At 62.7% G+C, this 21,044-nt stretch carries 23 protein-coding genes and 1 pseudogene; 8 read left to right on the top strand and 16 right to left on the bottom strand.

Going from position 1 to position 21,044, the window contains the following annotated elements; all coding sequences use genetic code 11:
- Window positions 1–26 precede the first annotated feature (26 nt).
- From CHU71_RS10765 to CHU71_RS10735, 8 genes are all read right to left on the bottom strand, one after another.
- Complete coding sequence (locus CHU71_RS10765) at window positions 27–986, bottom strand: HNH endonuclease signature motif containing protein (RefSeq protein WP_147761053.1); 960 nt, start codon at window positions 984–986, stop codon at window positions 27–29.
- 86 nt (window positions 987–1,072) lie between these two features.
- A complete protein-coding gene (locus CHU71_RS10760; protein ID WP_147761052.1) occupies window positions 1,073–1,315 on the bottom strand; it encodes a hypothetical protein in 243 nt (80 codons plus the stop codon).
- 331 nt (window positions 1,316–1,646) lie between these two features.
- On the bottom strand, window positions 1,647–2,150 hold the full coding sequence (locus tag CHU71_RS10755; RefSeq protein ID WP_236593777.1) for a hypothetical protein: 504 nt from the start codon (window positions 2,148–2,150) through the stop codon (window positions 1,647–1,649).
- 149 nt (window positions 2,151–2,299) lie between these two features.
- Window positions 2,300–2,425: a hypothetical protein gene (locus CHU71_RS13095; RefSeq protein ID WP_255313631.1), complete on the bottom strand. Its 126-nt coding sequence runs from the start codon at window positions 2,423–2,425 to the stop codon at window positions 2,300–2,302.
- A gap of 9 nt (window positions 2,426–2,434) precedes the next feature.
- Window positions 2,435–3,706, bottom strand: coding sequence for an ABC transporter permease (locus CHU71_RS10750; RefSeq protein ID WP_046646595.1), 1,272 nt, complete (start codon window positions 3,704–3,706; stop codon window positions 2,435–2,437).
- Window positions 3,703–4,374, bottom strand: coding sequence for an ABC transporter ATP-binding protein (locus CHU71_RS10745; RefSeq protein ID WP_049147489.1), 672 nt, complete (start codon window positions 4,372–4,374; stop codon window positions 3,703–3,705). Before CHU71_RS10745 ends, CHU71_RS10750 begins: the two co-directional genes overlap by 4 nt.
- Window positions 4,371–5,978, bottom strand: a complete 1,608-nt coding sequence (locus CHU71_RS10740; RefSeq protein ID WP_147761051.1) for an HlyD family efflux transporter periplasmic adaptor subunit — start codon at window positions 5,976–5,978, stop codon at window positions 4,371–4,373. Before CHU71_RS10740 ends, CHU71_RS10745 begins: the two co-directional genes overlap by 4 nt.
- Entirely contained in the window at window positions 5,978–6,994 is a 1,017-nt protein-coding gene (locus CHU71_RS10735; RefSeq protein ID WP_172454604.1) for a PspC domain-containing protein, read from the bottom strand. Before CHU71_RS10735 ends, CHU71_RS10740 begins: the two co-directional genes overlap by 1 nt.
- Window positions 6,995–7,106: 112 nt before the next feature.
- Between CHU71_RS10735 and CHU71_RS10730 the strand changes: the two genes are divergently transcribed.
- Window positions 7,107–8,255 (top strand): ATP-binding protein, encoded by a 1,149-nt coding sequence (locus tag CHU71_RS10730; RefSeq protein ID WP_147761049.1) that lies wholly within the window; start codon window positions 7,107–7,109, stop codon window positions 8,253–8,255.
- 2 nt (window positions 8,256–8,257) lie between these two features.
- Window positions 8,258–8,911 (top strand): response regulator transcription factor, encoded by a 654-nt coding sequence (locus CHU71_RS10725; RefSeq protein WP_005527912.1) that lies wholly within the window; start codon window positions 8,258–8,260, stop codon window positions 8,909–8,911.
- 3 nt (window positions 8,912–8,914) lie between these two features.
- Here CHU71_RS10725 and CHU71_RS10720 read toward each other — a convergent pair whose 3' ends face one another.
- Window positions 8,915–9,328 carry a hypothetical protein gene (locus CHU71_RS10720; RefSeq protein ID WP_034656540.1) on the bottom strand — a complete coding sequence of 138 codons (414 nt, stop codon included), beginning with the start codon at window positions 9,326–9,328 and terminating at the stop codon, window positions 8,915–8,917.
- A 95-nt stretch (window positions 9,329–9,423) separates the two neighbouring features.
- Here CHU71_RS10720 and CHU71_RS10715 point away from each other — a divergent pair, with 95 nt between their 5' ends.
- Window positions 9,424–10,086, top strand: coding sequence for a hypothetical protein (locus tag CHU71_RS10715; RefSeq protein WP_187272074.1), 663 nt, complete (start codon window positions 9,424–9,426; stop codon window positions 10,084–10,086).
- Window positions 10,083–11,636 carry a DNA polymerase Y family protein gene (locus CHU71_RS10710; RefSeq protein WP_147761048.1) on the top strand — a complete coding sequence of 518 codons (1,554 nt, stop codon included), beginning with the start codon at window positions 10,083–10,085 and terminating at the stop codon, window positions 11,634–11,636. Before CHU71_RS10715 ends, CHU71_RS10710 begins: the two co-directional genes overlap by 4 nt.
- A 6-nt stretch (window positions 11,637–11,642) precedes the next feature.
- Here the strand turns inward: CHU71_RS10710 and CHU71_RS10705 are convergent, their stop codons facing one another.
- On the bottom strand, window positions 11,643–12,263 hold the full coding sequence (locus tag CHU71_RS10705; protein ID WP_147761047.1) for a hypothetical protein: 621 nt from the start codon (window positions 12,261–12,263) through the stop codon (window positions 11,643–11,645).
- A gap of 115 nt (window positions 12,264–12,378) precedes the next feature.
- On the opposite strand from CHU71_RS10705, the gene CHU71_RS10700 reads away from it, so the two are divergent.
- Window positions 12,379–13,233, top strand: coding sequence for a sucrase ferredoxin (locus tag CHU71_RS10700; RefSeq protein WP_049147476.1), 855 nt, complete (start codon window positions 12,379–12,381; stop codon window positions 13,231–13,233).
- On the opposite strand, the gene CHU71_RS10695 is transcribed toward CHU71_RS10700, so the two are convergent.
- From CHU71_RS10695 to CHU71_RS10685, 3 genes are all read right to left on the bottom strand, one after another.
- A complete protein-coding gene (locus CHU71_RS10695; protein WP_147761046.1) occupies window positions 13,220–13,900 on the bottom strand; it encodes a methionine ABC transporter permease in 681 nt (226 codons plus the stop codon). The two genes, CHU71_RS10700 and CHU71_RS10695, sit on opposite strands and share 14 nt — an antisense overlap.
- Window positions 13,897–14,940 (bottom strand): methionine ABC transporter ATP-binding protein, encoded by a 1,044-nt coding sequence (locus CHU71_RS10690; protein ID WP_147761045.1) that lies wholly within the window; start codon window positions 14,938–14,940, stop codon window positions 13,897–13,899. The genes CHU71_RS10695 and CHU71_RS10690 overlap by 4 nt, the downstream gene beginning before the upstream one ends.
- A gap of 84 nt (window positions 14,941–15,024) precedes the next feature.
- Window positions 15,025–15,909, bottom strand: a complete 885-nt coding sequence (locus CHU71_RS10685; RefSeq protein WP_147761044.1) for a MetQ/NlpA family ABC transporter substrate-binding protein — start codon at window positions 15,907–15,909, stop codon at window positions 15,025–15,027.
- 133 nt (window positions 15,910–16,042) lie between these two features.
- On the opposite strand from CHU71_RS10685, the gene CHU71_RS10680 reads away from it, so the two are divergent.
- From CHU71_RS10680 to CHU71_RS10670, 3 genes and pseudogenes are all read left to right on the top strand, one after another.
- Window positions 16,043–19,189, top strand: a complete 3,147-nt coding sequence (locus CHU71_RS10680; RefSeq protein ID WP_147761043.1) for an error-prone DNA polymerase — start codon at window positions 16,043–16,045, stop codon at window positions 19,187–19,189.
- Between the two features lie 187 nt (window positions 19,190–19,376).
- A pseudogene (locus tag CHU71_RS10675) lies at window positions 19,377–19,478 on the top strand (BCCT family transporter); the annotation flags it as partial.
- A 10-nt stretch (window positions 19,479–19,488) separates the two neighbouring features.
- On the top strand, window positions 19,489–19,776 hold the full coding sequence (locus tag CHU71_RS10670) for a hypothetical protein (protein WP_034656543.1): 288 nt from the start codon (window positions 19,489–19,491) through the stop codon (window positions 19,774–19,776).
- A 9-nt stretch (window positions 19,777–19,785) separates the two neighbouring features.
- Here the strand turns inward: CHU71_RS10670 and CHU71_RS10665 are convergent, their stop codons facing one another.
- Genes CHU71_RS10665 through CHU71_RS10655 form a run of 3 tightly spaced genes read right to left on the bottom strand, consistent with a single transcriptional unit; the run spans window position 19,786 to window position 20,978 of the window.
- Window positions 19,786–20,238, bottom strand: coding sequence for a hypothetical protein (locus tag CHU71_RS10665; RefSeq protein WP_005527927.1), 453 nt, complete (start codon window positions 20,236–20,238; stop codon window positions 19,786–19,788).
- Between the two features lie 2 nt (window positions 20,239–20,240).
- Window positions 20,241–20,714 (bottom strand): hypothetical protein, encoded by a 474-nt coding sequence (locus tag CHU71_RS10660; RefSeq protein ID WP_046646584.1) that lies wholly within the window; start codon window positions 20,712–20,714, stop codon window positions 20,241–20,243.
- A gap of 3 nt (window positions 20,715–20,717) precedes the next feature.
- Window positions 20,718–20,978, bottom strand: coding sequence for a helix-turn-helix transcriptional regulator (locus tag CHU71_RS10655; RefSeq protein WP_005527929.1), 261 nt, complete (start codon window positions 20,976–20,978; stop codon window positions 20,718–20,720).
- Between the last annotated feature and the right edge of the window lie 66 nt (window positions 20,979–21,044).

The following is a 21,044-nucleotide window of genomic DNA, read 5'->3' as shown; positions in this document are numbered from 1 at the left end:
CGCGGCCGGGGTTTCGTTTGTGGGGGTTAGTCCACGGTGCAGAGGTAGCGCTTGCCGTAGGGCGTGACGTACCAATAGTTGCCCTCGGCATCACGGGTATACGAGTCCCCGTCGGCCTTGCGTCCGTTATGGAACCGGCACAACGGCACAAGATTCGCGACGTTCGTGTCACCGCCCTTGTTCCGCGGGATGAAGTGGTCACGCTCGCACAACAGAGCCGGGGTCACACATCCTGGGTGAATACACTGCGGATGCAGCGCAAACGCCATGAGTGTTTGCTTCTCGTTGAAGATCGGCGTCGACTTAAAACAATCCACCGGCTCGCCCCAATTGGTCACCAACGTGACGTAGCCGACCTCGGCCAACTTCTCCTGCACGAGCAAACGAGCCGGGCGCACCGTCCCGTCCGTGGCGCGAATGAGCTTGTCTTCTTTGAGGTATTCCTCGTGCTCGTCGAGACGAATAACTACGTGCGCAGCACGGGCTGGGGCCTGAATTTGCTCCCCGCCAGCGACGAACTGTTTGAACCCGTCGAGCAGGTCGTCGCCAGGCAGCGCGCCGAGCATGTCCATCAGCCACGGGTCTTGGGTGTTAATCACCAAACGGTGCCAGCCGTCTTTGCCATAGGTATGGCGGGCAGACTCCACGCGGGTCTTCGGCTTGGCAAGACTCGCGCCGACCTCATCGAGCTTGGTCTCCGCGGTTCCACACAAGGTGATGCGGGCGGCGTTGGGGTCGTCGCAGCGCGCGGCGAGCACCTCGATGCGGGCGAGCACGCGCAGGGAATGGCCGGCAGCGCGGGCGGCCTTGCGGGCTTCGGCGATGCCTTTGGGCTTAGTGCGCCAGTAGACGGCGGCCAAGGGGTGGATGAACTTGGCGTCGGCGAGTGTTAGGCCGCGGTCGCGGAGTTCAACCACGGTAAGGCCAGCGGCTTCCTTGAGAGAATCGACGCCGAGAGCAAGGGCATCGAAGATGGAGACGGTCATGCCACGGAGGTTAAGGAGGCATCGGAAAGCCTGCAACCGATTGTCCAATGTATTTGTCGAACAGGGGTATTCGAACAGGGGTAGACCTAGATTTGGGCGATGGAGGCACAGAGCGCGTCGACGTCCTCGTCGCGCGTGGACCAGGACGTGCAGAAACGCACCGCGTGCAGGCCTTCGTGTTCCTCGAAGAACTGGCAGACGTAGTTCTCGGACAGCGCGGCCTCCTGATCAGGCGTGAGGAGTGCGAATTGCTGGTTGGTAGGCGAGTCGAAGAGCATCTGAATGCCGGCGGAGGCGATGCGGGCGGCCTGCTCGTTGGTGTGAGCCATGCTCGACTCGTAGAGGCTGTCGGTGAAGAGGGCCTCGCTTTTGGAACTCCAGAAAACGGCATCAATGCCCGCATCACGCTGCGATCAGAGCCCTACACACAAACAACTTGACACGCTCCTCGGCAGTGGTCTTCTGCTTGAGCTAAGGGGCGACGAGACATATCCCTAAAACTGCGGATAACCCAATTTCGATATGGGAATTCATTGAGCCTATTCCGCCATTTTGCAGCGAAATAGATGCCTACGTTCTCCTTGCAACAGAATTTATAACCGACGAGAAGTACTGCTCAGTACATGGGGATTTCTGGACCTTGGCCACGGAATTTTTCGGTCAAAAACCGAATTCGACTTCCCATATATGAAATTTACTCGGTAAGAATGAAGGTTCCTTTTTCTGCCGAGAAACGACATCAGTCTGAGCTGCTTCACGCGTGGTAAATGCAGCCAATATTTCTGGGCTCATTTCCTGGTAGCGCACGGAGGAGTGTTGCGCATACCCTTCTCTAAAAACGAGATAGACAAGTTTCGGGAAACGAGACTTGTTTAGCTTTCCTTCCCAGCCTTGAAGGGGAACTTCTTCAGTCCAACAGGTTATACTTGGAGAATCAACATGCTCGGCCATGGCACTCTCCTGCTCTCTGGTTAAAGCTATTCCGACAAATTCTTCGGCATACGTAGCTTCCGTACGCGCAAAGAGCACAAGAACTTTAGCCTGGTTGCTGCTATTTGAAGTTCTACCTATTAAACCTTGCATGCTTCTCCAAACAGTCGCAGTGTAAGTTTTATCGTCGTCTTCGATAGTTCCTGTTGTCGTGCCAATAAGGCTTGTATCCATTAAGCCATGGTAATGAAACTCAACATTTTTCTGTTCGAGTTTGGATTACCCTTGGTTGTAAGAGCGCGTAGGAACACCAGACTATAATGGTGTGTCCCGCCATACCGTCCAATACTGGTACTTAAGTTTACTCTCGTGGTTGATGTAAGTTACTGGACGACTACACCGTGCCGAATTCGGCGGGTTGCGAGATATAGACCATCGCGGGCTCGACGGCGTGCGTCGAGGACGGCGGGATGGGCGGTCTGGTTGTAGTCGTTGCCGAAATGAATCATGCAGCCAAGCTACTCGTAGCGCAGCGCCTCAATCGGGTCGAGTTTTGCCGCCTTGCCGGCGGGGTAGTAGCCGAAGAAAAGCCCGATGGCGAGGGCGAAGAGCAGCGAGACCACAATCGCGCCGAGCGGCGGGAACACGAAGTAGCCCATGAGCGACGAGCCGATCATGCCCGCCACAGAGCCGAGTACCACGCCGATGAGCCCACCGATGAGACACACGATGATGGCCTCCGTCACGAACTGCAGGCGGATGTCACGCCGCCGCGCGCCGAGCGCCTTGCGCACGCCAATCTCGCGGGTGCGCTCCGTGACGGTAATCAGCATGATGTTCATAACGCCGATGCCACCGACGAGCAGCGAGATCCCGCCGATTGCCGCAATCGCCGCGGACAACGCCGTGAGCAGCTGGTTGAGGCTCGCCAGGTCCTTGCTGAAGTCGGTGACCTCGACGCGGTAGTCCTCGTTGTCGGCGTACATCGAGTCGAAGGCCGCTTGGAGCCGCGCGCCGAGCGCGGCCTTGTCCGTGCCGGGCGCCGCGCGCAGGGACACGGAGGAAAAGGCCTCGCCGGCTAAAGGGGCGTCGGAAAGCTGTGCAGCGAGAGGATAGGGCACGAGCGCGTATTCGGGCCCACCGCCACCGATGAGCGCGCCGGTGTCGGGGCTGTCGTAGACGCCGATGACGGTGAGCTCGAGATCCGTGCCGTCGAGCGAGGCAAAATTCAGTGTCTGGCCCACCGGGTCGGCGTCGCCGAAGAGCTCGGTGGCGGTCGCGGCGGAGAGCATGGTCACGGCACGGTCGGCCGCGATGTCGTCGTCCGTGAGTGCGCGGCCGGTGCGGACGGTGAACTGCGAGGCCGTCACGTAGTCCGGGTTGGTGGGTTTCACCGCTACCGCTGAGCTTTCCGATGCCCCCTCTACCGTCAGGTCGCCCGGATACGTGTCGGTTTCGCCGATGATGACGCCCTCGACGTCGGGAGCGAGCGCCGTGCGCACCTGCTCGAGCTGTTCGGGGGTGAGGAGGGAGTCGGGGTCGTCGACGGAGGATTCGACGTAGTAGTCGGTCTCACCTTCGTCGGTGCGCTCCTTGACCTGGACCTGGAAGTTATTGGCGCCGACCTTGTCGAGGTCAGAGGTGAACTGGCCCTTGAGCGCGGAGCCGAGGGTGAGGATCGCGATGACGGCGGCAATGCCGATGATGACGCCCAGCAGCGTGAGTAGCGAGCGCATCTTGTTGGTGCGCAGCGAGGTGAGCGCCATGCGCAAAGATTCGGTGAGATTCATTTCAGCACCCCGTCCGTCATGGTCACGGTGCGCGAGCACTCGGCGGCGAGCTCCGGGTTGTGGGTGATAAACACGATGGAGGTGCCGCGCTCGCGGTTGAGCTCGTGGAAGAGGTCCATGACGAGGCGGCCGGTCTGGGAGTCAAGGGCACCGGTGGGCTCGTCGGCGAGGATGACCTCCGGGTTGTTGGCGAGCGCGCGGGCAATCGCCACGCGTTGCTTCTGGCCGCCGGAGAGTTCGTTGGGCAGGTGGCTGGCGCGCTCGGACATGCCGACGAGGTCGAGAAGCTCGGCGGCGCGGCGGGAGCGCTCGCGGCGGGGCACGCCGGCGTAAACCATGGGCATCTCCACGTTGGCGAGCGCGGTGATGCGGCCGATGAGGTTGAAGTTCTGGAAGACGAAGCCGAGCTTGTCCGCGCGCAGGCGGGCGAGTGCGTCATCGTTGTAGGTGGAGACGTCTTCGCCGCCGAGGAAATACGTGCCCGCGGTGGGGCGATCGAGCAGCCCTATGATGTTCATGAGCGTAGATTTGCCGGAGCCGGACTGGCCGATGACGGCGACGAATTCGCCAGGTTCCATCGAGAAGTCGCAGCCAGGCAGGACGGTGATTTCGGCGTCGGTGCCCTCGTTAAAGCGCTTGACGATGCCCCGCATGTCGATGAGGCTCATTTCTCTCCGCTCGCTGCGTCGGGCAGGTATGCCTGCTGGCCGACGTCGCCTTCGTGGGCCGCGCCCTGGGTGAGCACGCGGTCGCCGCGGCGGAGGCCAGAGGTGACGGCGGCTTCGAAATCGGTGCGGGTGCCCAATTTCACGTCGCGGCGCTCGATGGTGCCGGAGTCGGAAATGACGAGCACGGCTTTGTCGCCACCGATGAGCGCGCTGAGCGGAACTGTCAGCGCGTCTTTGTCCTCGTGCGTGACGACCTTGACCTTTGTCGTGGAACCTAGACGCAGGCCCTCGCGGTTGCCGTCCACGCGGACTTCGATGGGGAACTCGGCCTTCCCCGAACCCGCGCCGGTACCGTTCCCCGCCGGCGTGGAGGCCCCGGAGTCGGCGGCCTCGGCGGGCGCGGCGGAGACGGGCGAGATGAAGGACACGGTGCCCGTGTATTCCTTATGCGGCTGGCTGGGGGAGGTGAACGTGACGCGGTCGCCGACCTTTATATCCGCGATGTCGGCTTCCTTGACCGTTGCCTTGACGAGGAGGGACGAGTCATCCGCGATCGCGAGCAGCGGCCCCTCGGCGGGGCGGCCTTGCTGCGCGGTGACGGACGTGATCACTCCATTAAGCGGAGAAAATAGGTGAGAACCGGAGATGTCGAACTCGAGTTTCGCATTGGCTTCCTCGGCGGCGACGCGGGCGCCCGCGGCGGACTTGAGGGCGTGGTCGACGGCCTGGGATTGCGTGGCGATTTGCTGTTGGGCGCCGAGCTCTGCGGCGCGCTGGGCGAGCTGGGCGTCGGAAAGCTGGGCGTAGGCGGCGTTGGCGGCGCGCTGCTTGGATCCCACCTCGCGGTCGACGCCCTCGAGCGCGTGGGCGTAGGACTCCTCGGCATGGTCAACCCGGTTCTGGGCGTCGCTGACCGCGTCATCCGCCTCGACCGAGGCGAGCAGCGACGTGGCAATGGTGGTGCCATCCGCGGTGCCCTCGCCAGCAGCACCGAGCGTGGCGAGCGCGGCCTGTAGCGATGCGTTATTCGCGGTGCGCAGCCCGGCGCGGGCTGTGTCGACCGCGGCGGCGGCCTCGGCGACCGACGGATCGGAGGCAGCGCGGGAGTCGGCGACGGCCCGCGCGGCGTCGTCGTAGGCGCGCTGCGCGGTATCGACGGAGGCACGCGCGGCGTTTACCTCGCCGTTGAGCCCCTGATCCAGCGCGTCTTGGGAGTGCGCCAGTTCCAGCTGCGCGGCCTCGATCTGGTTGAAGGCCGTGATTTCCTCTGCAGCCTGGGACGCGCGTTGGCTGTGCAACTCGCGCTCGGCGGCGGAGGTGTCGAACGAGGCGAGCTCCTGGTTAGCTTTGACCCGTTGGCCGACTTTCGCGTCGAGCGTGACAATGGGACCCGTTTGCGTCGTGGCGAGCGAGACCTCGCGCGCCGCGGCGATGGTGCCCGTTGCGGGCACGGACTGCGTGATGTCCTTCGCCGCGACGGTCGTGATGTCCGAGTCTGCGAGCACCACGCCGTCGGGGCCGAAGGCGAGGTAGTAGGCACCGCCACCGCCCGCAGCGAGGATGGCGAGGGCGGCGGTGGTGAGGGCGATAGTCTTCTTTTTCATTACTCGTGAATAGTAGTAGTGCCAATTCCGTTATCGATAATTAACGTCAGCTTAGCACCTGGATCCGTGCGCGGAACGCAGTTACTCTCACCAATGCCGGTGTCGCATTCGAGCGCGATGGGCGTATTCTCCGGAAGGTAGACATCGATGCTGCCCACGCCGTTATCGATGGTGAGCGTGCGGGGCTTATCGAGCGTGAGCTCGCGCAGGTCGACGGTCATGGATCCCACACCGTTGGAAAAGGTGTCCGGCAGGTCCGCGGCGTCGCGCACGGTATAGGTGACCGAGCCCGCGTGGTTCTTCGTGTTGTCTTCGGACGCGGCCATTGCCCATATAAATGAGATGCCCACGATGACAGCGGCGCTCACGGCGACCGTCGCGATGAGCCCCTCGTGGGATTTCTTCTTGGGTGCGGGGGCGGGCGCGGGGTCTGGCAGGTCCCAGGCCTCGGGCACCGTGCCCAGGGGATCCCAGGACGGCGGGGTCGTGCGCCCCGGCGGAAACGGGTAGCCCTCGACGGGGGTGAAGGCGGACATATCGGGGCCCGGGGTGGCGTCGGGGACCGGCGCCGCGAGGAGACCGGCGGGCGGGATGGGTTGGCGTTGGTGCAGTCCGTACCAGGCTACGGCGGCGAGGATGAAGATGACGACGGTGGAGAGGGTTTGCTTCTCGCCGAATAGTGGGCCGAAGCCGGCCGTGGCGGCGAAGAGAATGATGAGCCCGACGGCGAGGCTGGATTCGGACTTCGGGCCGTCGGCCTTGCCAAAGAGGTCCTGGACGGGTGCGGTGGCCTTGCCGTAGAGCGGCATGCACATCCACGCCAGGGCGTAGAGCGCGATGCCGCCGCCGAGGACGAGCGCGGTAACAACGAAAACCACGCGGACGAGGACCGGGTCGATTTGGTAGCGCACGCCGATGCCTTCGCAGACGCCGGCGATCTTGGCATTGCCGCCCTGGTTACTCGGGATGCGGGGCGGGCGCGTGTCCCACATCTGGTTGAGAGTCGCGGTGTTCATACCTATATCGTGACGCACTGCGAGGTAAGCCACCATCGGGGAACGCCCTGATTTTTGAACTTCAGGGTTTACCCCGATCCGCGCGGGGTGCAGCCGTGCGAAGATTAAGGGCATGAGTTCTCCCTACGCGTCGCGCGCGACTCAGCCCGCGTTCCCGACTTTGGCACGTCCCCAGGACGGCCGCGTCGTGGCGGGCGTGGGCGCGGGGGTGGCGGCGCACCTGGGCGTTGACGTGTTGTTCGTACGCCTGGCCTTGACCGCGTTGTGCGCTTTGGGCGGCCTCGGCGCGTTCCTCTACGCCGGGGTATGGGTTGCGACCAAGCCTGCTGATACTCCCGCGCCCGCCTCCCGCTTCGACTTCCGGGCTAACTGGTTGCTTGTATTCATTGCCGTGGCGGCGGTCGTCGGCGCGCTGGCCAGCGGAGCCAACATGCTGCTGCCGCTGGTCATCGTCGGCGCGGGTGCGCTCGTGACATGGCAGGCCTATGACCGCGGGCTCGAGAACATAACGAGCAAGCTGAGCATTGCTGCGGGCAGTGTGCTCGTCTTGTCCGGCGTGGTCATTACCATCGCGCGGTGGGACGGCGGCGCGGACTTCATTCCGGCGTTGGCGGCGGTCGCGCTGACCGTTGTCGGTCTCGGCGCCCTCGTGGTGCCGCTCGTGCTCAAGCTGTGGCGCCAGGTGGCGGATGAGGGCGCGGAGAAGGCGGCGTCGGAAGCCCAGGCGATCATGGCGGCGCGCCTGCATGACTCAGTGCTGCAGACCCTGGCGCTCATTCAAAAACGCGCGGAGGATCCGGCGGAGGTCGCGCGGCTCGCACGATCGCAGGAACGCGAGCTGCGCACCTGGCTATTCGACGCCCCCTCGGCAGCGCCGGCGACGGTCTTTGGCGCGCTGGCCGCGGCGTGTGGCGAGGTCGAAGACCTGTTCCCAGTGCGGATTGCGCCGGTGACGGTGGGCGAAGATATCGAGCTTACCGAGCCCACGAAGCTCGCGGTGCAGGCCGCGCGGGAGGCGATGGTCAACGCCGGTAAGCACGCGGGCGTCGATACGGTGGACGTGTATGCGGAAAACTTAGCCGGCGAGCTGTCCATTTTTGTGCGCGACCGTGGCGCGGGCTTTGACCCGAGCACGGTGGCCGGGGACCGGCACGGAATTCGGGACTCTATCCGCGGGCGCATGGAACACGCCGGGGGCACCGCGCGGGTGACATCGACGCCGGGGCAGGGCACCGAGGTGGAGCTCACGGTAGCTTTGTAGCCATGGTTTCCGTTTTCCTCGTCGATGATCACTCCGTCTTCCGTGCCGGCGTGCGCGCGGAGCTCGCTCAGGCTGCCGATATCGAAGTTGCAGGTGACGCGGGTACCGTCGCCGAGGCGGTGGCGGGGATTGCTGCGTCGCAGCCGGACGTGGTGCTGCTTGACGTGCACATGCCGGACGGTGGCGGGCTGGCGGTGCTGCGCGGGGCGCCAGGGCCGGTGTACTTGGCGCTGAGTGTCTCAGATGCAGCAGAAGATGTCATCGCGCTCATTCGCGCCGGTGCGCGAGGCTACGTGACGAAGAATATCTCGGGTCCGGAACTCGCAGCGGCCGTGCGCCGGGTGCATGAGGGGGATGCGTATTTCTCGCCGCGCCTGGCGGGGTTCGTGCTTGACGCGTTTGCGTCCGGCGCGCTGGCCGAGTCGAAGCCCGGCGCGCCGGACGAATCCGTGGACCCGGCAGTCGACGCGCTGACCAGGCGCGAACTCGAGGTGCTACGGCTGCTCGCACGCGGTTACACGTATCGCGAAATCGGCGAGCGTCTCTTTATCTCGGTGAAGACGGTGGAGACGCATGCGTCGAATATCTTGCGCAAGACGCAGCAGTCCAATCGCCACCAGCTCACGCGCTGGGCGGCGAGCCACGATTTGGACTGAGTCCTAGGCGTAGGCGAGTTTGCGGGTGCCGTCTACGTGGGGGAATACGAAGAAGGCAGCGCCCGCGATGACCAGCCACGTCACGGCCACGCCCCAGACTGGAAGCGAAAACAGTGGGGCCAGCATAACGATGAGCCATAGGAACATCAGAGGGACGAGCTGCCCGATGTTGGGCAGCATGGTCACATTTTTCTTGTCCGCGTAAGCGCGCAGCTCAGCCCTATAAGGATGGAGAAAAACAAGCGCGAACGCGGCAATCAAACAGATAAGGCCTGCGCCGATTGCGATGCCGAAGTGGATATCGCTGACCATGACGGCCACGGCCGCGCCGATGAGAAAAGATGCGCCCAGGCGAACCCAGTGTGGGGTGGGGATGGGAGTGCTGAGGTTGCGAATATCGCTGAGATGGGCGTTCATGCCGGTCAACGCTACCATTCGAACACGTAATTGCGTGTGTCCGGGGCAGGGTTCATAATAGGGGAATGAATCAAACAGGCGTTCGCATAGCAGATATGGTTAACGGTAGCTCGGCGTTGAGCCGCGCGGACCGTATTGCCGCTTTGCGCGCCGAGATGCAGAAGCTGGAAAGCCCTGCTATCGCACCTCAAGTGCAGCCGGAAGTAGAGCTGGTTGAGGCACCTTCTGCACTGGCCAAGCTGCTTCCGGGCGGAGGGTTAGCTCGCCGGCAGGTTGTGCGCTGTGCTGATTGTCCCTCGCTCATCGTGGAGATTGTCTCCCATGTTAGCGCGCAGGGCGGACACGTCGGCATCGTTGGATGGCCGGAACTGTCTCTCGCACAAGTGGCCGATAATGGGGATCTTTCGCGGGTGATTGTGGTACCCGATCCAGGGGCTGATCCCTGGGCCGTGACTGGAGTGTTGGTGGAAGGGCTCGATGTCGTTATTCACCGCGGGGTTGGGGAAGTCACGCCGTCGAAAGCGCGGCCCGTTCTCGCGAAGATCCGTGGCGGGCAGGCGGCAGTGCTGACGGTGGGCGTGCGCCTGCCGGGAACTGCCACGGAAATCGATGCGGAAGTCACCACCTTCCGCGGGCTGGGGCGCGGAAGTGGGCGAATCAACGGCGTCGATATAGCCGTGCGCGTGGAGGCTAAAGGTGTGCGTGCCAAGCAAGGCACGATGACGTGCGGCCAGAGGCGTCGTTTGGAGGCGGTATGAGGGTCGCGGCGTTGTGGTTTCCGGATTGGCCGGTCCAGGCGCTGCGTGTTCTCGACGGTGCAGGAGGGCAGTCAAGATCGCAGCAGGGCACGGCTATCGTGGCGCAGCATAAGGTCGTGGTCTGCGATGCGCCCGCACGCCGGGCTGGGGTGCGGCGGGGGATGCGTCTGCGGCAGGCCCAGGCGGTGTCGCCGGAGTTGCGGGTGGAGGAGTTTAACGCGGACCGGGACGGCGCGGTGTTCGCGGAGATCGCTGCAGGTCTCGACGCTGTGGCGTCATCCATTGAGGTCCTGCGCCCGGGGCTAGTCATCGTGGATGCGGCCGCTGCCGGGCGTTTCCATGGTGGCGAGGGCGTGGCGATGCACATGCTTGTCGACGCCGCCTCCCGCGCCGGCCTCGACGCCACCATCGGGGTGGCTGATGAGATTGCTACGGCGCTCATTGCAGCACGGCATCAGGGGCTGGGCACCGTGGTCCCGGTGGGTGGCTCGCGGGAGTTTTTGGCGCAGCAGCCGGTGGCCGTGCTCGCAGCGGAGACGTCGTTGGCCTGCCCTGAGGAGTTGGTGAGTCAGCTGGCGAAGTTGGGCGTGCGCAGCCTAGGTGAGCTCGCGCAGCTGCCGTTGCGGCAGGTCACTGCGCGCTTTGGCGAGGCTGGCAGGCGTTGTCATGCGGTGGCCAGTGCAGCCCCGGATAGGCGAGTGGCGCCGGAGCTGGCGCGGCCGGATCTGGCTGTGGAGATGGTCTTCGAGGAGCCGTTGGAGCGCGTGGACGCGGCAGCCTTCGCGGCGAGGCAGTTGGCGGCGCGGTTGCATGGCGTGCTGAAGGAAGCAGGGCAGGTGTGTCTGCGGTTGCGGGTCGTGGCGGAGTTCGTGGGCGGCGAGCGGCTGGAGCGAATCTGGCGCACGCAGGAGGCGCTGAGTGAAAATGCCACGGCGGATCGTGTGCGCTGGCAGCTCGACGGTTGGCTGAGCTCGGCCCGCGCATCTAACGGCGGCGGGGTGTCCAAGCTGGCGCTGGAGCCGGTGGAGGTCGCGGCCCCTGCGAGCACTGGGCTATGGGGGCACGCAAAAAGCGATGAACAGGCTAAGCGTGTTATCGCACGCGTGCAGTCGCAGTTGGGCGTGGATCGCGTGTTGCAGCCGCGGGAGGCAGGCGGGCGCGGAGTGGCCGAGCGCATCGCGTATGTTCCCTACGGTGAGCAGCGCGATCCCGCGCCGGAGGGCAGTTGGCCGGGGCGGATTCCCTCGCCACTGCCAGCGAGCCTGGCGCATCCGGCTGCACGCATTCGGCTTATCGACGCCTCCTCCCGCGACGTCTACGTTACCGCCGAAGCGCTGCTGAGCTCCGCTCCCGTGGCGCTGGGCTGGGGGCAAAAACGCTATCGGGTGATTGGCTGGGCAGGGCCCTGGCCGGTAGATACGTTGTGGTGGGGAGAGAAAGAACAAAGAATCGCCCGGCTCCAAGTGGTGGGGCAGGGCGATAAAGGGCAGCGCGCGTGGCTGCTGGTGTGGGCAGCCGGCAGGTGGAGCGTAGAAGCCTCCTACTGCTGAGCGAGATTAGGTCGCTGCGAGGACGTCGATGACCAAGCGGGTCGGGCCGCGCAGCACCTGTACGGAGTACGGGTGGCGCTTGTTCATACCAACGACAAACTGGGAGCGGCCCTCAAACGTGCCCGAGCTGACCACCTGCGTGATGAAACCGCCGGATTCGCTCGTTCCCTCCGTAGTTCCGATGTGTGGATCCGGCATGTCCATCTCGAAGGGGTAGACCGTGCCGTCGATGTTGACGTTCAGCGCGGTAGAGCCCTTGTATGTGATGGGGTTGCCGGAGCCCTGCTGGGCTGGTTTGTCGTCGTAGTCGATGAACCAGCCGGGGGAGCCGTCGCCAGTGAATTCAAAGACAACGCGCTCGAAGCCGTCGTGCTTGCCCACGCGGACGTCCGTGACAACGAGCTTGGACGGAGCTTGGGGGCGTTCGGTTTTGCGCTCCATGTTGGTCTCTCCGAGCGGGGTGATGCCGGCGGACGCGGAGGTTTGGTTGACATCGCCGGACAAGGTGGCGGCAAAGGTAGAGGTGGGTGCGGCCGCATTCTCGGAAACGCTAGAGCACGCGGCCAAGGCAACCGCGCCGAGGGTGAGCGCGGCGAGCACAGGCGCGAGTGAGGATGTTTTCGGCATAAAAACAGAGTATTGCCTAACCCGTTCAAATGCATAGCCATTGAGGGAACAGAATGAACATCGTAACCGCATTGTTGTGATTGGTGTGGTGCATGGGACAGGTAAGCTGTTCTTCATGACTTTTTGCTCTGACGTACAAGTTGAGCCCCTCCCCGGCACGGCGAAGAAGGAAAGCGTCTTTGTGCTCTTCGAATGGCCCAACGGATGGTCTCGCGACATCCTTGACGGTGGAACCTTCGGCCCTGAGCTCACCGCGCAGCTCAAAGCCAAGCTCAAAGGCGTCGCCGGGCTGCAGCTCATCCGCAAGCCCGGAAAGGAAGGCCGCGTCATCAACGGCCAGCACCGCTGCTACGTGGTGTGGGCGGAACAGGGCGTATGCAAGGAGTATCTCCTCGATGGACCCGCGGACATCCTGGGGTTGGATTTGGGGGCGCCGCTTGGCGACGTCGCAAAGCATCCGCTCGTGCTCATCTGCACCCATGGACGCCGTGACGTGTGCTGCGCCGTGAAAGGGCGCCCGCTGGCGGCGGAACTGGCCGCCGAATTCCCAGACGTCGTGTGGGAGACTTCGCACACGAAGGGGCACCGTTTTGCGCCGTCGATTCTGCTGATGCCGTGGGGCTATTCCTTTGGGCGTCTCAATATTGAGGCAGCCCGTGAACTGGTGCGCGCTGCGCAGCGCGGCGAGTACTTCTACCCGGGCAACCGCGGCTGCGGTTTATACGGACCGCGCGGGCAGGTAGCAGAGCTGGCCGTGGCGCGTGGGTTGATCGAGGCAGGGGAGCGCGTGCGTTTTGGACAGCTGCGCGCTGACGACGCCCACGTGCGCCACGCCGACGGCCGTGAGTGGCGGGTGGAATTGCAAGAAAAAGAGGTCTCCGGCGTCGTCTCCTCGTGTGGGGACGAACCGAAGACCTCGAAGGCGTGGCACGCAGTGGGTGTGCACGCGGGGAACGTTAGCGGCGCATAATCTTGGCCGAGAGCCAGTTGCCGAAGAACTGTGCGGCCTGGACCAGCACGATGATGATGAGCGTTGCCACCACGGTGACTTCCCACTCGAAGGCGCGGTAGCCGTAGACGATGGCAAAGTCACCCAAGCCGCCGCCTCCGACGTAGCCGGCCATCGCGGACATGTCGACGATGCCGATGAACAGGAAGGTGTAGCCCAGAACCAGTGGGCCGAGGGCCTCCGGGATGATGACCGAGGTGATGATCTTCCACGGGGAAGCGCCCATCGCGCGGGCAGCCTCGATGACACCCGGGTCGATGGCGACCAGGTTTTGCTCCACGATGCGGGCCACGGCGAAGGTGGCGGCGATGATCATGACGAAGGTTGCAGGTTCGCGGCCGATGGAACCGCCAAGGACCGCCACGGTTAGCGGCTGTGAGAAGGCCAGCAGGATGATGAACGGGATGGGGCGGACGAAGTTCACCAAGATGTTGATGATGAAGTAGACAACCTTGTTCTGCAGGATGCCACCCGGGCGGGTGGTAAAGAGCAGCACGCCCAGCACGAGGCCGAGGAGGCCTGCGACCACCATGGTGGTGACGACCATGATGAGGGTGTCTTGGATGGCCTCGACGAGGGTATCGCCCAAGCGATCCCAGTCAGCGGCAGCTTGGTAGGTCACGTTCATCGGGAAATCTCCTCAATCTCGGTGGTCTGTTGCAAGGTGTTGTAGAACTCCTCGATGGCAGCCGGGTTGCCGTTGAGGCGGACCGTCAGCTTGCCGAAGGAGTGCTTCTGCAGCGTCGTGATGCCGCCGTGAACGACCGCAATGGATACGCCTTGTTCGGCCAGGCGAGCAGAAGCGGCGAAGAAGCCGGAGATCTCGGTCAGATTGATGGTGAACAAGCGGCCCTCATGCGCGAGCAGGTCATCTGCCTCGACGAGGTCCGGGGTATTGCGCAGGGAGGTTGCCACGAATTTGGACGCGACCTCGGTGCGCGGGTTGGAGAAGACCTCGTATACGCTACCGGCCTCGATGATGCGGCCGTTTTCCATCACGGCGACCTTGTCGGCGATGGAGCGGACGACCTCCATCTCGTGGGTAATCACGACGATGGTGATGCCAAGGTCGCGGTTGACCTTACGCAGCAGTTCCAGCACCTCGTGGGTGGTGGTGGGGTCGAGCGCGGAGGTGGCTTCGTCGGCCAGCAGCAGGGACGGGTTGGTAGCCAGCGCACGAGCGATGCCCACGCGCTGCTTCTGACCGCCGGAGAGTTGCTCCGGGTAGTTCGAGCCCTTGTCGCCCAGGCCGACGAACTGTAGGAGCTCCTCGACGCGGCGCTTGCGCTCTTCCTTTGGAACACCTGCCAGACGCAGTGGGTACTCAATGTTGCCCGCAGCGGTACGCGAAGACATCAGGTTGAACTGCTGGAAGATCATGCCGATGTTGCGGCGAATGCCGCGCAGCGTGGGCTCTGGCATGCCCACGATGTCGGTGCCGTCTAGCAGCAGCTGGCCGGAGGTCGGCTTGTCCAGGCCGTTGATCATGCGGACCAACGTGGACTTACCGGCGCCGGAGAAACCGATGATGCCGACGATCTCGCCGGGCTCGACGGTCAGGGAAACGCTGTCAAGCGCCTTTGTTTCGGTCTTCTTGTTCTTGAAAACCTTGGTGATGTTTCGAAACTCAATGCGGGTACCTTGCTTGGCTCCTGATTGCTGTGTCACGAGAGGTGTTTCCTTCAAATCGATGTGACGGTTGACGGCCGAAACCCCGGACACGCTGTGGTGTTCCGTGGAAGGCTGAGATGGCTACTTGGAAGTGGTCTTTTCCAGGCGGTCGAGGATTTCCTTCAGCTCTTCTGCGGACTTCTCAACGGGAACGGAGGTGCCCTTGGAGTCCTCAGCAACTGCGTCCTGGACAGCCTTGGTGTGCCAGATTTCAGCGACCTTCTTGATCTGCTCGTTGTTAGCATCCTCAGCGCGAACGACGAATGCGTTGATGTAAGGCTCAGCTTCTGGGGAGTTCGGGTCATCCTGGAACACGGAGGTGGTCGGGTCGATACCTGCGCGGTCGAGGAAGGAGTTGTTGATGATGGCGGGCTTGCCCTCGCCGTAAGCGGTTGGGGTCTGGGCGGCGTCGACAGGCACAACCTTGACCTTGGACTTAGCCTCGTCGATGTCCGGCAGACCCGGGGTGATGAGGCCTTCCTTCTTCAGGGTGACGAGCTTGGCCTGGACCAGCACGTTGATGGCGCGGCCCTGGTTGGTGGAGTCGTTCGGGATGGCGACTTCCTGGCCCTCGATGCCGTCGAGGGATTTGTGGTCCTTCCAGAACAGGGCCAGCGGAACGATCTCGGTTGCGACGATCGGAACGAGGTCGGTGCCGTTGCCCTTGTTGAACTCAGCAAGGAACTTCAGGTGCTGGAAGTTGTTGGTGTCCAGCTCGCCCTGGTTCAGGGCCTGGTTCGGGGTGTTGTAGTCGGAGAAGTTCTTGACCTCGATCTCGAGACCCTGCTTCTCAGCCTCGTCCTCGAAAGCAGACCATGCCTTCTTGGCGGCGTCGGTAGTGCCGATGACGATTGGGCCGTCAGACTTGCCGGAAGCGGAGTCGGAGGAATCGGAGGAGCAAGCCACGAGGCTGGTGGCTGCGATAACTGCTGCGGAGGAAGCAGCAAGAACGCGACGGATACGCATGACAGGAGAAGTCCCTTCGATTGAAATAAATTTGAATGACAGAAACCTAACAGGAATTGAACCGCTTTGTCTATATCGAATGGAGCGTGCCTGCAAATTGACTAGAACATAATTTCGATCATATTGTTTTTCCATGAGGTTCAACGGTGGGGCGGCGCTGCCCTGGTCACGGGTGGAAAGGATTCTTTCTGGACGTCCTACGCCCACTCCCGTGCCCGTGGATCATGTGGGTTCCCCTGTGGATTCGCCGGAGCACGGGGCGTCGTCAGTGGCGTTTGCGGAGCTGCATGCCGTGTCGTCCTATGGCTTTTTGGACGGCGCTTCGGAACCGGAGGAGCTGGTGGCGCGGGCGGTGGAGCTGGGCCTGTGTGGCCTTGCGCTGGTGGACAAGGACGGATTCTACGGCCTCATGAAATTCGCTGAGGCCGCAGCCAAAGTGGGGCTACCTGCGGTGTTCGGTGCGGAGCTTTCGCTTTCCGACGCCCCCCTGACCGTCCTTGCTCGCACACCCGAGGGGTACCGCCGGCTTTCACGTTTGATCGCACAGGCCCGTATGGATGCGGGGGTAAAGGATGAAGTGGCGTACCCGCCCTTGGGGGAGATTGCTGAGCGGCTCCAGGATCATTGCCTTTTTCTGGTGGGGTGGGAGTGGCTGGATAAAATCGACCACTTGCTCGAAAGAATAAAAATAGACAGCATAGTCCTCGAATATGCGTGCACTATGACTCCTGAGGACGCGGATCACTATGCTGCGCTCGATCGATACAACGGCCTCCGGGCCATCGCAACCGCTCGTCCCGCAGCGGCCACCCGGCAGCAGGCCAGGCTGGCTGGTGCCAAGCAGGCGTTGGCCAGGCGGCAGTCCCTCGAGCAGGCGGCTCCCGACGCCCACCCCATGGGCGCCGGCTGGCTGCGCTCGGGTGAGCAGATGGCGCAGCTTTTCCCGGACCGGCCGGAGCTTATCGCGGAGACGGTCGCTGTTTTAAACGAATGCAGTTTTACCTGGGACGCGTTGGCGCCCAACCTGCCGGACTTCGAGGTGCCCGACGGGTACACGGAGATGACCTGGCTGGAACACCTGACCTGGGTGCGCGCCGAGGAGCGTTATGCCTCCCGGCCCGCTGACGTGCAGCAGCGGGCATGGAAGCAGATCGCCTATGAGCTAGGGGTTATCGAACAGCTGACATTCCCCGGCTACTTCCTCATCGTGTGCGACCTAGTGGATTTCTGTAAGCGCTCCAACATCCTGTGTCAGGGCCGCGGCTCGGCGGCGAACTCTGCGGTGTGTTTTGCTTTGGGTATTACCAACGCGGAACCGATTTCCGCGGGCCTTCTTTTTGAGCGTTTCCTTTCTCCTGACCGCGACGGCCCGCCGGACATCGACATTGACATCGAGTCCGGTCGCCGCGAGGAGGTTATCCAGTACGTCTACGAAAAGTATGGGCGTGAGCGGGCTGCGCAGGTGGCCAACGTCATCACGTATCGCCGCAAGGGCGCGACTCGCGACGCCGCTCGTGCCCTCGGCTACCCACAGGGCTCCGCGGATTCCTGGTCGAAGGGGCTTTCGGAGCCGCCGGGGGACGTCGTCAAGCTGGCGGAACAATTCCTCGGGCAACCGCGCCATCTGGGCATTCACTCGGGCGGCATGGTGTTGTGCGACCGCCCCATCGCGGATGTGGTGCCGATGGAGTGGGCACGGATGGAAAAGCGTTCGGTGTTGCAGTGGGACAAGGATGATTGCGCGGCGGCCGGGCTGGTGAAGTTCGATCTACTGGGGCTGGGCATGCTCGAGGCGCTGCACCACATGCAGGACTTGGTGGAGGAGACCACTGGGCACAAGGTGAATCTGTGGGAGCTGGACCTGGCGGAAAAAGAGGTCTACGACATGCTGTGCCGCGCCGATGCGGTGGGGGTGTTCCAGGTGGAGTCGCGCGCGCAGTTGTCCACGCTGCCGCGTTTGAAGCCGCGGAAGTTCTTCGACCTGGTGGTGGAGGTTGCGCTCATCCGTCCCGGCCCGATTCAGGGTGGTTCGGTGCATCCTTATCTGCGCCGGCGCGACGGTAAGGAGGCGGTGACCTATGACCACCCGGTGCTGGAGAAGTCTCTGAGCAAGACGCTGGGCATTCCGCTGTTTCAGGAGCAGCTGATGCAGATTGCCGTCGACGCCGCGGGCTTTTCCGGCGCGGAGGCCGACGACCTACGGCGTGCGATGGGCTCGAAGCGATCGCCTGCGCGGATGGCGGCGATTCGGCAGCGCTTCTACGACGGGCTGGCGCAGACCAATGGGATTGTGGGCGAGACCGCGGATAAGCTGTGGAACAAGATAGTGGCCTTTGCAGCCTATGGCTTCCCGGAGTCGCACTCGCAGTCTTTTGCCTCGTTGGTCTACTTCTCGGCGTGGATGAAGTATCACTATCCGGCGCAGTTTTGCGTGGGCCTGCTGCGGGCGCAGCCGATGGGCTTTTATTCGCCGCAATCGCTCATTCAGGATGCGCGGCGGCATGGGGTGCAGATTCTGCCCGCGGACGTCAATGCCTCGGGCAAGGAGGCGCGCGCGGTGGTCCAAGACGGCGGCGAGGTGGCGATCCGGCTGGGCCTTAACCTCATCAAGGGGTTGGGGGAGAAGGCTGCGCAGCGTATCGAGGATGCATGCGCGCAGGCGCCTTTTGCGGATATTGCGGACCTGGCGCGGCGTGCGGATCTCAGCGTGGAGCACGTGGAGGCATTGGCCTGTGCGGGGGCGTTGGATTGTTTCGGGCTTTCGCGCCGTCAGGCGTTGTGGCAGGCGGGCGTTGCGGCGACGGAGCGTGCCGGCATGTTGCCGGGGCTTTCGGCTATTTCTGCGCCGAGCCTGCCCGGGATGAGCGCTTTTGAGCTGATGGCTTCCGACGTCGCCAGTACTGGCGTTACCCACGACAAACAGCCGATGGAGCTCGTGCGCGCCGCGCTTAACGACGCCCATGTCTGCACCGCCGCGCAGCTGCGGCAGGTTCCAGACGGTACACGGGTGCGGATTGCGGGCATCGTGACGCATAGGCAGCGTCCGCAGACTGCCGCCGGCGTCATCTTTTTGGGCTTGGAGGATGAGACCGGCTTGATGAACGTGATGGTCTCACCGGGGCTGTGGCAGCTCAACAAGACCGTAGCCAGGACGTCTAAAGCGCTGGTTATTCGTGGCATCGTGCAAAATGCCACGGGTGCGGTCAACGTGGTGGCAGACAAGCTGGAGCCGCTCGCCATGGGTGAGTGGCTCTCCCGCGGCTCGCGTGATTTCCGTTAGGCCGCGTAAACATTCGTTATGTGTTTATCGTGGACGGGAATGGAAGAGCGAAGAGACCGTACAGCGCGGCGCATCCTGAAAGATATTGCCTACCCGCACAACATTCACACCGCGCTGGATTTTACCACTCTGGCAGCGGGCTGCTTTGCTTCCTGCTCTACCCGGCCTTTTCTAAGTACGGGCGGATTCCGTGCCTGCGCTCATTATCGATGGCTTGGCGATTATCGCGACGCTGTTCGGCACCGCGGCGTCGCTTGGCATTGGTGCTTTGCAGATCGGCCGTGGCGTTGAGGTGGGATTTGTCTTTTGACCCGGCGGTTATTCGCTACCACTTTGAGGAGCAAGCGCTTGCCAACGCCGTGGTGCAGGGCGTTCGCGAGCACGGTGACGACTTTGCTCTATCGGTCGAACAAACCGAGCGCAACTCCGAGTACTCCACCGGCGCGGAGTTCGACTCCACCTCGGAGGAAGCCACCGAGTGGTACGTGCGTACCGACGAAGAGGGCGAGCCTATCCCTTATGACTACGAAGCCAGCGAGTACATCTCCAAGCAGGAAGTTGTCGACGGCTGGGAGCAGGATACCTAATAAAGGGGTTTAGGAATCTGCGAGTTCGGCACGATCGTCGGCGTCCATGCCAAGGGCGATCGTGCCGAGCAGAGTCAGCGATGCCCCGAACATCAATACGCCGGCCAGCATGCCTAGGCAGCGCACGATTTCCGGCCATGGAACGTCTTGTCCAACTAGGTCGAGCAACGGCAGGCAGAGCATCAGCACCATTAAACTGCCGAGGGCGAAGTACGTGTACTTGAAGACGTTGCTGCGCGCGCGATCGATGCGGCTGCGCTGATATTCGTCTGCAAAGGCTGGGTCCATATTGTCTTTTCCGATTAGAACTTGAAGGCGCCCCAGGCAGATGACGAGCCAGGCAAGGCCGCCGGCCCACAAGAACATCGCAATGACGTTGTAGAAGGGGTTGACTGCTATAGCGGCGAGTGCAATGAGCAGTCCGACGAAGCTGGAATAGAAGTACTTGGTGCGGATAGGCATGATTAATCCTTAGAAATTAGTTCGTCGCGGTTGAATTTGCCTGCCAGAGACCTGGCCACGGTGAATGGAACCCACAGCATTTGCAGCATGATCAGCTTGAAGAACAAGCTGGCCACGAAGATTCCGTCCATGGAGTCGACGAACCGGGTTCCGAGAGCAATAGCGCCGCAGGCCATGAACATGAACATGGAAGAAAACAAGGCGAGCTTAAGTCCATCTTCGCGGGCCTCTACATGAAGTTGCAGCATGTACTCGTCGAGTTCGATAGTGGGTAAGTCGGCGGAGTCGATAGTCTTGCGCAGCTTGGACACGCCGAAGCCGGTTACACAGCTACCCAAGCAGGCCAGCATGAAGGATGTGAAATCGTCCCAGAACTGCAGCGGGATGGATACGACGATGATTGCAAGCCCGACGTCGGCGAGGCGTATGAGGCGGTTGCGCTTTGTGACGCGAGCTTTGGTGGCGGTGGACGTCATGGCCTAGTCCTTTCGGTAGATCTCGGTGGATAGCGGCTGGAATTCGGTGCGCGAGAAGACGGCTTCGACGGGGAGGTCGAATACTTCGCAGATGCTGAACGCGAGGTCGAGGCTGGGAGAGTGATCGCCACGCTCAAGAGCACCGATGCTTTGGGGGTTGACCCCGACGGCGTCGGCAAGCTGGGCGCGCGACATGTCCCTCTCGACCCGGAGCAACCGAACTCGATTGAAAATTGGGGAAGACGGCTTTTTCTTTGGGGACATAAACCAAAGTGTTGTATAAACCCAACACTTTGTCAAGGAGTCTGAGGGCTTTGTTAGCATAGGCGG

The organism is Corynebacterium sp. LK14, assembly GCF_008042215.1.
Lineage (GTDB): Bacteria > Actinomycetota > Actinomycetes > Mycobacteriales > Mycobacteriaceae > Corynebacterium > Corynebacterium striatum.
The sequence above is the reverse complement of the archived record's forward strand: the minus strand, read 5'-3'. Positions and strand labels throughout refer to the sequence as shown.

What these genes read in the sequence shown, in the direction of transcription:
- CHU71_RS10765 (WP_147761053.1), bottom strand. Translation starts at nt 986, where the DNA reads ATGACCGTCTCCATCTTCGATGCCCTTGCTCTCGGCGTCGATTCTCTC.
- CHU71_RS10760 (WP_147761052.1), bottom strand. Translation starts at nt 1,315, where the DNA reads ATGGCTCACACCAACGAGCAGGCCGCCCGCATCGCCTCCGCCGGCATT.
- CHU71_RS10755 (WP_236593777.1), bottom strand. Translation starts at nt 2,150, where the DNA reads ATGGATACAAGCCTTATTGGCACGACAACAGGAACTATCGAAGACGAC.
- CHU71_RS13095 (WP_255313631.1), bottom strand. Translation starts at nt 2,425, where the DNA reads ATGATTCATTTCGGCAACGACTACAACCAGACCGCCCATCCCGCCGTC.
- CHU71_RS10750 (WP_046646595.1), bottom strand. Translation starts at nt 3,706, where the DNA reads ATGAATCTCACCGAATCTTTGCGCATGGCGCTCACCTCGCTGCGCACC.
- CHU71_RS10745 (WP_049147489.1), bottom strand. Translation starts at nt 4,374, where the DNA reads ATGAGCCTCATCGACATGCGGGGCATCGTCAAGCGCTTTAACGAGGGC.
- CHU71_RS10740 (WP_147761051.1), bottom strand. Translation starts at nt 5,978, where the DNA reads ATGAAAAAGAAGACTATCGCCCTCACCACCGCCGCCCTCGCCATCCTC.
- CHU71_RS10735 (WP_172454604.1), bottom strand. Translation starts at nt 6,994, where the DNA reads ATGAACACCGCGACTCTCAACCAGATGTGGGACACGCGCCCGCCCCGC.
- CHU71_RS10730 (WP_147761049.1), top strand. Translation starts at nt 7,107, where the DNA reads ATGAGTTCTCCCTACGCGTCGCGCGCGACTCAGCCCGCGTTCCCGACT.
- CHU71_RS10725 (WP_005527912.1), top strand. Translation starts at nt 8,258, where the DNA reads ATGGTTTCCGTTTTCCTCGTCGATGATCACTCCGTCTTCCGTGCCGGC.
- CHU71_RS10720 (WP_034656540.1), bottom strand. Translation starts at nt 9,328, where the DNA reads ATGAACGCCCATCTCAGCGATATTCGCAACCTCAGCACTCCCATCCCC.
- CHU71_RS10715 (WP_187272074.1), top strand. Translation starts at nt 9,424, where the DNA reads ATGGTTAACGGTAGCTCGGCGTTGAGCCGCGCGGACCGTATTGCCGCT.
- CHU71_RS10710 (WP_147761048.1), top strand. Translation starts at nt 10,083, where the DNA reads ATGAGGGTCGCGGCGTTGTGGTTTCCGGATTGGCCGGTCCAGGCGCTG.
- CHU71_RS10705 (WP_147761047.1), bottom strand. Translation starts at nt 12,263, where the DNA reads ATGCCGAAAACATCCTCACTCGCGCCTGTGCTCGCCGCGCTCACCCTC.
- CHU71_RS10700 (WP_049147476.1), top strand. Translation starts at nt 12,379, where the DNA reads ATGACTTTTTGCTCTGACGTACAAGTTGAGCCCCTCCCCGGCACGGCG.
- CHU71_RS10695 (WP_147761046.1), bottom strand. Translation starts at nt 13,900, where the DNA reads ATGAACGTGACCTACCAAGCTGCCGCTGACTGGGATCGCTTGGGCGAT.
- CHU71_RS10685 (WP_147761044.1), bottom strand. Translation starts at nt 15,909, where the DNA reads ATGCGTATCCGTCGCGTTCTTGCTGCTTCCTCCGCAGCAGTTATCGCA.
- CHU71_RS10680 (WP_147761043.1), top strand. Translation starts at nt 16,043, where the DNA reads ATGAGGTTCAACGGTGGGGCGGCGCTGCCCTGGTCACGGGTGGAAAGG.
- CHU71_RS10665 (WP_005527927.1), bottom strand. Translation starts at nt 20,238, where the DNA reads ATGCCTATCCGCACCAAGTACTTCTATTCCAGCTTCGTCGGACTGCTC.
- CHU71_RS10660 (WP_046646584.1), bottom strand. Translation starts at nt 20,714, where the DNA reads ATGACGTCCACCGCCACCAAAGCTCGCGTCACAAAGCGCAACCGCCTC.
- CHU71_RS10655 (WP_005527929.1), bottom strand. Translation starts at nt 20,978, where the DNA reads ATGTCCCCAAAGAAAAAGCCGTCTTCCCCAATTTTCAATCGAGTTCGG.